The organism is Roseateles sp. P2_H4 (genome assembly GCF_056403315.1).
On record NZ_JBFUFR010000078.1, the window covers coordinates 1 to 9,155 of the forward strand.

Genomic DNA, 9,155 nt, shown 5'->3' on the forward strand with positions numbered 1-9,155 from the left:
CACTTCGGGCGCCTCGATGAGACGGTCATAGGCCACCACCGGCACCTTGCGCGCCTTGGCCTTGTTCAGCGCGGGAACGATGGCGTCCTTGTCCATGGCCAGGATGATGAGCACCTTGGCGCCCTTGGCCAACAGCGACTCGACGTCGCCGAGCTGCTTCTCGGGTGAGCCGCCGGCGTCGGCGCTCACATAGCTCGCACCCAGGCGAGCCAGTTCGGCCTTGATCGCGGCCTCGTCGGTCTTCCAGCGTTCTTCCTGGAAATTGGACCAGCTCACGCCGACCACCGGGCCGGCAGCCAACGCTGTCATCGAGGCCAGGGAACCCATCACCAGCGTCGCCGCTGCCCACATCTGCTGTTTGCGCATCTTGTCTCCAACGCCCGTTCTGTCCGGGCCGCGGATTCTAGGAACGCTGACAACAAAAAAGCGACCCTCTCGGGTCGCCTTTCATCGGCTTGAAACCGCTTTGTTTCAGTGCGCTTACTTCGCGGAAGCCATGGCGGAGGCGCGGCGCACGACGGGCGCCGGGAAATCACCCAGTTCGCGGGCGGCGTTCTCGCCGTGGTCGGCAGCCTGGGCGGCGGCGATCTTCTCGTCGACGCGCACTTCGGTCGCCTTGACGGTCAGCACGGCCTGGCGGGGCAGCTTGACGGTGGCGACGGCGGCAGCCTTGGCGCTGGCGGGGGTCGTCACTTCGACGCCCTTTTCGCCCTGGATAGCGGCCAGTTCACCGCTGTTGCGGGCTGCGACCAGATCGGCAATGACTTGCTCGCGGGTCAGCGGGGCGGTTTGGGCGGATGCGGCACCAGCGGCGATCAGCAGCGTGGCGGCGATGACGGTAGACAGCTTGCTCATGACGAGCTCCTTCAGTGACTGCAGGAAGGTCCTGCTTCGGGGTCATTCGGACATCGCGACCGCGGTGTCCATGGCCTGAACTGTAGGGAGCCGGTCTTGGTAGAAATACTAGGCTGGCGGGAAGTGACTATTCATTCAACACAAACAGTCATCCCTAGTTCGTCATCGTTTCGCCACATCCAATCAACGGTGTTCGAAGTTCGGCGCGCGCTTGGCCAGGAAGGCTTCCATGCCTTCGCGCTGGTCGTGGCTGCCGAACAGCGCGTGGAAATAGCGGCGCTCCACGGCCACGCCGTCCGTCAGCGGGCCCTGGTAGGCGAGGTTGACGAGCTCCTTGATCAGCATGACCGAGGGGCCGCTGAAGCCATTGATGGTCTCGGCCGCGGCCAGGGCCTCTTCCAGCAGCTTGTCGGCCGGCACGATGCGCGACACCAGACCTGCGCTCTCGGCCTCTGCGGCGCCCATCATGCGGGCCGTCAGCAGCATGTCCATGGCCTTGCTCTTGCCCACGGCGCGCGGCAGGCGCTGGGTGCCGCCGGCGCCGGGCACGATGCCGAGCTTGATCTCGGGCTGGCCGAACTTGGCCGAGTCGGCCGCGATGATGAAGTCGCACATCATGGCGAGCTCGCAGCCGCCACCCAGCGCAAAGCCGGCCACCGCCGCGATGACGGGCTTGCGCACCTGCAGGATGGTTTCCCAGTTCTTCGAGATCAGGCCGCTCTTGAAGGCACTCGCGAAGGTGTGCGGCAGCATGGTCGGGATGTCGGCACCGGCCGCGAAGGCGCGCTCCGAGCCGGTCAGCACGATGCAGCCGATGGCGTCATCGGCGTCAAAGGCCAGCAGGGCTTCGCCCATCTCGTCCATCAACTGGTCGTTCAGCGCATTCAGCGCCTTGGGGCGGTTCAGCGTGATCAGGCCGGTCTTGCGCGGGCCTTCGCCATGGACGGCGGTGATGATGCATTCGTAGGTCATTGGCTGAGTCTCCTGGGGATGCCGTTGCTGGATTCTGGCGCGGCCTGCAGCGGCGCGCTCTTGAGCATGAGGTCGATATAGGTGTCGGCGTCCTGGCGGATGACCAGACGCACCGGCAGGTATTGCAGGGTCGGCGCCAGCCAGACTTCGGCGCTCAGGTCGCCGCCATTGGGCGTGCGGGTGGGCTTGAGATGCCAGCTGGCCAGCGGGCCCATCGGCGTGTCCAGCATTTCCTCGCCCACCACCTCGTACGGCCAAGCGTACTGGCGGCGTGGCAGCACCAGCGGGAACTGCACCACGCGCCCGGCCTGCAAGGCCTCGCGGCCCGTCAGGAAGAGCCAGGTCAGCTGGACGAACTGGCTGGCGGCGTCCTGCCCCCCACGCGGCGCAGGCTCGCGTGCACCGTTCGCCAGTTGCACTTCGGTGCCCAGGAAGAACACGCTGGCGCGGCGGGCGTCGCTGAGGATGACCTTGGTTTCTTCGTCATAGCGCTGCGGTGCGATGCCCTCGGGCGTCAGCTGGCCCTGGCTGCTCATGCGCCGCGTGATCAGCGGCGCGAAGCTCGGGCCGACGCCGACGTCGAGATGGATCTGATAGTCCCGTCCCTTGCGCAGCCATTCGACCTGGGCCTGGCCGCTGACCGGGCCGCGGTAATTGCCGGTCAGCACATAGCTGAGCCGCGTGGACAGCGGCCACTCGGGACCGGGCTCATCATCGGCAGTTGCCGAAGCTGCCTGGCTGACGGAAGCGGGCAGTTCGGGCGCCGACGCCGCGGCGACGAGCGGCTCGGGTGGCTGTGGGGCCGATGCAGCGGGCGGCTCGGGCGCTGAGGCGGCCTCGGCAGGCAACGCCGCGCGTGCTGCCGTCACCGGGGCGGGTGGCCTGGGCGGTCGCGGCGCCGGTGCACGCAGGGCCGGCGGCGGCTGCAACTGCATCTCGCGCACCAGGGCCACCTGCATGCGCGGCGGCATGGGCGGCGGCCCGTCATGGACCCAGCCGTCATGGATGCGCTGCACCTCCTGGCCAAGCAGCAGATGCAAGCCCAGCACGGCCAGCACCAGCAGGGCCGGTGGCCGCCACTTCTTCATGACCGCTTCAGGCGCCGAGCCAGCGTCGACGCGCGGCGTGAGGACCGTCGGCCAGCGACAGGGCAACCGACGCCGACCGGGGCGCAGGCAGCGCGACCTCGAGCTCGAGCAGGCGCTGGTCCCGGCTGACGAGCAGGCGCAACTGCGTCTCGCCGCTGCCGAGCAAGGCCAGGGCATCGTCGAGCCGACGCAGGCGCCAGCCATTGCAGCCGAGGATCTCGTCGCGCGCGTTGACACCCGCGGCCTCCGCCGCACCGCCGGCGAGCACATGCGTCACACCGATGCCGGTGAGCGCGGCCTCGCGCACGCGCAAGCCCAGGCGTTGGGCGACGCTGGCCCGCCCCTCGTCACGCCAGGCGATGCCATGGTCCTGGAGCAGCTCGCGCAGGGGCAGCTCGCCTTGTCCATGCACCCAGCCGTGCAACTGGGCCGCGACTTCGTCGCCGGCAAGGGCACGCACCGCGCCGAGGATGTCGGCCTCGCTGATCGGGCCGCCGCCACTGGCCGTCCACAGCTGCGCCATCAAGGCATCCAGGCTGGACTTGTGGGCCCGCAGGCTCAGGTCCAGGCAGAGCGCCACCAGCGCGCCCTGGGCGTAGTAGTTGCTCGTCGCGTTGACGCTGTTCTCGTCGGGGCGGTAGTACTTGGTCCAGGCCTCGAAGCTGGCCTGGGCGAGCGGCTGCACGCGCCGGCCGGGCGAGGCCAGCACGCCATTGACGCTCGCCGCCAGCAGCTTCAGATAACGTGGCGCGTCGACCAGGCCGGCACGGCACAGCATCAGCTCGTCGTAGTAGCTCGTGAAGCCCTCGAAGAACCACAGCAGCTCGGTGTAGTTCTCGCGCTGATAGTCAAAGCTGGCGAACTCGGCTGGGCGCAGCCGCTTGACGTTCCAGGCATGGAAGTACTCATGGCTGAACAAGCCGAGCAGGCGCGCGTAGTTGTCGCTGGGTGCGCTGCTTTCCGCGGCGGTGGGCAGTTCGCGTCGCGCGCAGATGAGAGCCGTGCTGGCGCAGTGCTCCAGGCCGCCGTGGCCGTCGTCCAGGGCCCACAGCAGGAAGCTGTAGCGCTCGAACGGCGCGCCGCCCCAGAACCCGATCTGGGCCTCGCAGATGCGCTGCACATCGGCCAGCAGGCGCTCGCCGTCGAAGCTCGGCCATGCGCCGGCGACGACGACGCGGTGTGGCACGCCGGCCGCGGTGAATTCGCCCTGCCAGTGCGGGCCGATCTCGAAGGGATGGTCGATCAGTTCGTCGTAACTGCCGGCTTCCCATGCTTCATGGCCAGCGCGCATCTCGGTCGCGACATGCCAGTCCTCGGGCACAGCGGCCAGCTCCAGGCGATGCGTCTCTGCCTCGCGGCCATGGACGCGCAGGCACAGGCTGCTGGCGTTGAAGAAGGCGCGTGCGCTGTCCAGCCAGGCGGTGCGCACCGAGGCGTCGAAGGCGTAGACCTCGTAGCTCAGGGTCAATGCCTTGGCCCGGGCCTGGCCGCTGCAGCGCACCAGCCAGCTCGCTTTGTCCACCTGTTCGACCGGCAGTTCACGGCTGCCCTGGTGGGCCTTCAGCCCGCTCAGGTGCTTGGCGAACTCCCGCACCAGATAGCTGCCGGGGATCCACACCGGCAGGCTGAAACGCTGCTCGGCCGCCGGACTGGGAAGGGTCAGCGTGACGCGATAGCGATGGGCCGCGATATCGGCCAGTTCGATCCGGTAGCTGGGCCCGCGCATCAGCTGCCCGCGGCGGCGAGAAAGCAGCTCAGTGACGCAACGGCGGTGAGCCGGAAGCGCAGGGTCAGCCAGTCGGCCGCGCCGAAATGTGGGTAGACGCGTCTATCGACAAGGTAGCAGGCAATCAGCACGCCCCCATGCAGGGCCAGCCCCGCGTACGGTGGCATCAACACGCCCAGCCAGCCCAGCAGCGCCGCGCTGACACCCCAGACCAGCGGCTGGCGCCCGATCAGACCACGGGTGAAGGACAGGCCCCAGTGGATGCCGCCGAGAAAGGCGATGATGAGGCCGGCATAGGCCGACAGGCCGAGGCTGACAAAGGTGTGCTGGTCGAGGTCGCGGTCGCCGATCAGCCAGATCAGCGCGCAGCCGAGCACAAAGGGAATGAGCCCGGCATAGCCCAGGCGATGCGCGAGCTCGCGGTGTGCAGCGCTCATCGAGGTCAGGACTTGCTGGCCGGCGCGGCCAGGGCTTGCAGGCGTTTCTCCAGCTCCACGGGGCTGACGGCACCCGGGATGCGGTTGCCGTCTTCCAGCAGGATGGCGGGCGTACCGTTGACGTGGATCTTGCGGGAGAGCGCCAGATTGCGCTCGATGGCGGCGTCATCGCAGGACGCCGCCGGCTTGGCCGGCTGCTCGCCCTTGAGCATCCAGCCAAGCCAGGCATTCGCGTTGTCTTTGGCGCACCAGATCGCGCGCGTCTTCTCCGGCGAGTCGCCACCGAGGATGGGAATGAGGAAGGTGTAGACGGTCACGTCCTTCAGCTCCTGCAGGCCCTTCTCGAAGCGCTTGCAATAGCCGCAGTTCGGGTCGGCGAAGACGGCGATGCGGCGCTTGCCGTTGCCACTCTTCCACATCACCGCGTCCTTGAAAGGCAAGCTGGCGAAGTCGATCCGGTTGAGCTGGGTGACGCGCTCCTCGGTCAGGTTCTTCTTGGCCTTCAGGTCGAAGAGTTCGCCCTCGATGAGGAAGCTGCCCGTGGGGTCGGTGTAGCGAACCTCGTTGCCGATGCGGATCTCCCACAAGCCCGGCATGGGCGCGGGACGCACCTCGTCGACCTTGGGGGCATTGGGCATGCGTTCGGCGATGGCCTTGCGGATGGCGGCCTCATTGGCCAGGGAGGGCAGGCTGGCGATGACGAGCAGGCCGGCCAGAAGGCTGAGGACAGAAGGGCGCACGATGAGGAGTCGGTTGAGGTTCAGAGCCCGAGAGCGCGCTGGGTCAGCCAGCGCTTGACGGGGGTGAGTTGGTTGAGCGCATCCAGACCGCGGTTTCGCAGGCCCTGGACGGCGGGGGAGGAGTTGGCGAAAAGGCGTTGCAGCACGTCGGTCAGTTCGCCCATCGCGAGCGTCGGCGCGAGGCGCTCGCGAGCGTAGCGGCGCAGCAGGCGCTCGTCGCCGAGGGGGCGCCAGGATTCGCGCTCACCAAGGACATGGGCGAGCGCAGCGACGTCGGCCAGGCCCAGGTTCAGGCCCTGGCCAGCCAGCGGGTGAACGACGTGTGCCGCATCGCCGAGCAGCACCCACCCCGGGCCGCTGACGGCATCCGCGCGGGCGAGGGCCAGCGGCCAGCTCGAACGCTCGCTGCCCAAGCTCAATTCCCCTGCGGCACCGCCGGTGGCGGCATTGAGCTCACGTTCGAATTCGGCCGGCGTCGCGGCTTGCAGCTGCTCGGCCCGCGCCTCGGCGCAGGACCAGACAAGCCCGTAGGACGCACCGGGCGTCGGCTTCTCGAAAGGCAGCAGGGCCAGCACTTCGCCGCCAGGTTGAAACCACTGCCGTGCAACGCCCTGGTGCGCAAGGCTGGCACTCAGGCGCGCGGCCAGCGCGCGGTGGCCATAGGGCCTGGGCTTGAAGTCGACGCCAAGCGCTGCGCGAGCGGCGGATTCGCGGCCCTCACACAGCGCGGTCAATGCGGCCGGCGTGTTGTCGGGCACGTTGCGTACGTGAGGCGAAAACCGCAACGCCGTCGCGAGCTGGGCATCCAAGGCGGCAGCGTCCACGATGACGGCCAGTTCGCGCAAGCCCTGCTGCCAGGCCGAAAAGCTCAGCCGCCCGGCGGGCTGGTCGGCCACGGTATCGCCGCTGACGATCATGTCGTAGACGGGGCTGACGGCATCGGCCGGCAGGCTGTCCCAGACCTTCAGCTCGCTCAGCAACGCAACCGAGGCGGCATTGAGCGCGTAGGTCCGGACGTCATCCGGGCGGGGCGTCTCCGGCGCGCCGGTCATGCCGACGGCGAGCCCCTGAGAAGCCAGGCTGAGCGCCAGGCTGCTGCCGACCGCGCCACGCCCTCTGACCAACACGTCCACACTTTGCATCGGCCAATTGTAGGCAGGGGGTATGACCGCACCGGAGCCGGGGGCTGGGGCGGGAACGCGGGCAACGCCGGCCGATTAAAATGCGCGTTTTGGCGCCGGCTTGCCGCCGGCCGCCCTCCCCAACGGAAAGTTCTCGCCATGAGCCTCAAATGCGGCATCGTGGGTCTGCCCAATGTCGGCAAGTCCACGCTCTTCAACGCCCTGACCAAAGCCGGCATCGCCGCCGAGAACTACCCCTTCTGCACGATCGAGCCCAACGTCGGCATCGTGGAGCTGCCTGACCCGCGCCTGGCTGCCCTGGCCGAGATCGTCAAGCCCGAACGCGTCATGCCGGCCGTCGTCGAATTCGTCGACATTGCCGGCCTCGTCGCCGGCGCCAGCAAGGGTGAAGGCCTGGGCAACCAGTTCCTGTCCCACATCCGCGAGACGGACGCCATCGTCAACGTCGTGCGTTGCTTCGAGGATCCGAACGTCATCCACGTCAACGGCAAGGTCGATCCGATCTCCGACATCGAGGTGATCCAGACCGAGCTCTGCCTGGCCGACCTTGGCACCGTCGAGAAGAGCCTGCACCGCTACAACAAGGTCGCTCGCGCCGGCGACAAGGAAGCCATCGCGCTGGTCAAGGTGCTGGAGAAATGCCAGGCGGCCCTGGATCAGGCCAAGCCGGTGCGCACCATCGACTTCAGCAAGGAAGAGCTGGTCATCCTGAAGCCGCTGTGCCTGATCACGGCCAAGCCGGCCATGTTCGTCGGCAACGTCTCGGAAGACGGTTTCGAGAACAACCCCTTCCTCGAGCGCCTGCAGGAATATGCAGCGGCCCAGAACGGCCCCGTGGTTGCGATCTGCGCGAAGACCGAATCCGAACTGTCCGAGATGGAAGACGAGGATCGCGCCATGTTCCTGGCCGAGATGGGCCAGGACGAGCCGGGGCTGAACCGGCTGATCCGCGCCGCCTTCAAGTTGCTGGGCTTGCAGACCTATTTCACTGCCGGCGTGAAGGAAGTGCGCGCCTGGACCATCCACATCGGCGACACYGGCCCCCAGGCGGCGGCGGTCATTCACACCGACTTCGAACGCGGCTACATCCGCGCCCAGACCATCGCCTATGACGACTTCATCAAGCATCGCGGCGAGCAGGGCGCCAAGGATGCGGGAAAGATGCGCGCGGAAGGCAAGGAATACGTCGTCAAGGATGGCGACGTGCTGCATTTCTTGTTCAACGTCTGAGCGTCAGTAGCCGACGGAACGGGGCCAGCTTGATGCTGGCCCTTTTTTTTGCAGCTCAGCGGCTGGCGGGCCATCGGCGAACCACCTCGTGATGCCCCAATCCCTTATGGCTGCAGAGAAGCGCGAAGCCATCAGCAGTCCAACGCAACGGTTCATCCAATGACGTCATCGGCAGGTGATGCTCCCCATCATAGAAAAGCGTCATGTGGGGTGCTGGCGGCGTTTTGCACTTGACTCCTCGACCCCGGAGCGCTGCAGTCAAATCCTGCCGGAGTTGAGCGACTCTCTGCGTCGTATCCGCCGAACAGGTCAAGACGCAGGCGTTGCTGGGCTGGAAGCTGACAAGGCCTTCATGCGCGATCGGAGTCAGCCTGCTCGTCACACCATCACACGCAGCTTCGATCGCGTTCAGCGCCTCACCGGAGTAGCCGCCCGTGAATTTTCCGAGTTCCAACAACGTGACATGCCACAGCGATGGTCGGCGCAGTTTGGATGTCGGCGCTCGATAGCGCAGTTGAAGCAGTTCAGCTGCAGCAGAAAGCGACGCATGCTGACCTGCGATGTCGGGGCGCAGCGCCAGAAACAGCTCGTATTCGCTCGCCGGCTTGCGGCCCTTGGGCGTCGTCGGCTCCCAAGGGGGTCTGGCGTCATCGAAACCGAGCAAATCAAGTTGATCAGACATGATGAGGGTCAGCCTCCCACCCTATTTCGTTGTCCCCAAAGACAAAACCCCTCGCAGCCTGAGCTGGAGGGGTTTTGAGGGGTAAATAGCCTGACGATGACCTACTTTCACACGGGAATCCGCACTATCATCGGCGCTGGCTCGTTTCACTGTCCTGTTCGGGATGGGAAGGAGTGGGACCAAGTCGCTATGGTCGTCAGGCTTGACTGGTTGGTTCGTTGACGGGAGTCAACAAACCCAATTCGTAGAGTCAGCAGAGGACTAGTTTCCTAGTTTGTCTGCA

10 protein-coding genes and 1 rRNA gene are annotated in these 9,155 nt (G+C 66.8%); 1 reads left to right on the forward strand and 10 read right to left on the reverse strand.

Annotation, left to right across the window (positions count from 1 at the left end; translation table 11 throughout):
- The 8 genes from AC1DW3_RS30150 to AC1DW3_RS30185 form a co-directional block, all read right to left on the reverse strand.
- Window positions 1–366: substrate-binding domain-containing protein (locus tag AC1DW3_RS30150; RefSeq protein ID WP_477937872.1), on the reverse strand; the 366-nt coding region annotated here is incomplete at its 3' end.
- A gap of 114 nt (window positions 367–480) precedes the next feature.
- Window positions 481–855 carry a DUF4148 domain-containing protein gene (locus AC1DW3_RS30155; protein ID WP_477937874.1) on the reverse strand — a complete coding sequence of 125 codons (375 nt, stop codon included), beginning with the start codon at window positions 853–855 and terminating at the stop codon, window positions 481–483.
- Between the two features lie 183 nt (window positions 856–1,038).
- A complete protein-coding gene (locus tag AC1DW3_RS30160; protein ID WP_477937876.1) occupies window positions 1,039–1,827 on the reverse strand; it encodes an enoyl-CoA hydratase in 789 nt (262 codons plus the stop codon).
- The gene (locus tag AC1DW3_RS30165; RefSeq protein WP_477937878.1) at window positions 1,824–2,915 is read right to left on the reverse strand and encodes a DUF3108 domain-containing protein; all 1,092 of its coding nucleotides are present in this window, start codon (window positions 2,913–2,915) and stop codon (window positions 1,824–1,826) included. Before AC1DW3_RS30165 ends, AC1DW3_RS30160 begins: the two co-directional genes overlap by 4 nt.
- Before the next feature lie 7 nt (window positions 2,916–2,922).
- Complete coding sequence (locus tag AC1DW3_RS30170; protein ID WP_477937880.1) at window positions 2,923–4,641, reverse strand: M61 family metallopeptidase; 1,719 nt, start codon at window positions 4,639–4,641, stop codon at window positions 2,923–2,925.
- Window positions 4,641–5,078 (reverse strand): DUF3429 domain-containing protein, encoded by a 438-nt coding sequence (locus AC1DW3_RS30175; RefSeq protein WP_477937882.1) that lies wholly within the window; start codon window positions 5,076–5,078, stop codon window positions 4,641–4,643. The genes AC1DW3_RS30170 and AC1DW3_RS30175 overlap by 1 nt, the downstream gene beginning before the upstream one ends.
- Before the next feature lie 5 nt (window positions 5,079–5,083).
- Entirely contained in the window at window positions 5,084–5,818 is a 735-nt protein-coding gene (locus AC1DW3_RS30180; protein WP_477937884.1) for a DsbC family protein, read from the reverse strand.
- Between the two features lie 20 nt (window positions 5,819–5,838).
- Entirely contained in the window at window positions 5,839–6,960 is a 1,122-nt protein-coding gene (locus AC1DW3_RS30185; RefSeq protein ID WP_477937885.1) for an FAD-dependent monooxygenase, read from the reverse strand.
- A gap of 138 nt (window positions 6,961–7,098) precedes the next feature.
- Here AC1DW3_RS30185 and ychF point away from each other — a divergent pair, with 138 nt between their 5' ends.
- On the forward strand, window positions 7,099–8,190 hold the full coding sequence (gene ychF, locus AC1DW3_RS30190; RefSeq protein WP_477937887.1) for a redox-regulated ATPase YchF: 1,092 nt from the start codon (window positions 7,099–7,101) through the stop codon (window positions 8,188–8,190).
- A 55-nt stretch (window positions 8,191–8,245) separates the two neighbouring features.
- On the opposite strand, the gene AC1DW3_RS30195 is transcribed toward ychF, so the two are convergent.
- Complete coding sequence (locus AC1DW3_RS30195; protein ID WP_477937889.1) at window positions 8,246–8,872, reverse strand: 2'-5' RNA ligase family protein; 627 nt, start codon at window positions 8,870–8,872, stop codon at window positions 8,246–8,248.
- Window positions 8,873–8,960: 88 nt separating this feature from the next.
- Window positions 8,961–9,073: ribosomal RNA gene (gene rrf, locus AC1DW3_RS30200) — 5S ribosomal RNA — on the reverse strand.
- Window positions 9,074–9,155: the final 82 nt, after the last annotated feature.

Coding starts and splice junctions, on each gene's coding strand:
- AC1DW3_RS30160 (WP_477937876.1), bottom strand. CDS start 1,827: ATGACCTACGAATGCATCATCACCGCCGTCCATGGCGAAGGCCCGCGC.
- AC1DW3_RS30155 (WP_477937874.1), bottom strand. CDS start 855: ATGAGCAAGCTGTCTACCGTCATCGCCGCCACGCTGCTGATCGCCGCT.
- AC1DW3_RS30185 (WP_477937885.1), bottom strand. CDS start 6,960: ATGCAAAGTGTGGACGTGTTGGTCAGAGGGCGTGGCGCGGTCGGCAGC.
- AC1DW3_RS30165 (WP_477937878.1), bottom strand. CDS start 2,915: ATGAAGAAGTGGCGGCCACCGGCCCTGCTGGTGCTGGCCGTGCTGGGC.
- AC1DW3_RS30175 (WP_477937882.1), bottom strand. CDS start 5,078: ATGAGCGCTGCACACCGCGAGCTCGCGCATCGCCTGGGCTATGCCGGG.
- AC1DW3_RS30170 (WP_477937880.1), bottom strand. CDS start 4,641: ATGCGCGGGCCCAGCTACCGGATCGAACTGGCCGATATCGCGGCCCAT.
- AC1DW3_RS30195 (WP_477937889.1), bottom strand. CDS start 8,872: ATGTCTGATCAACTTGATTTGCTCGGTTTCGATGACGCCAGACCCCCT.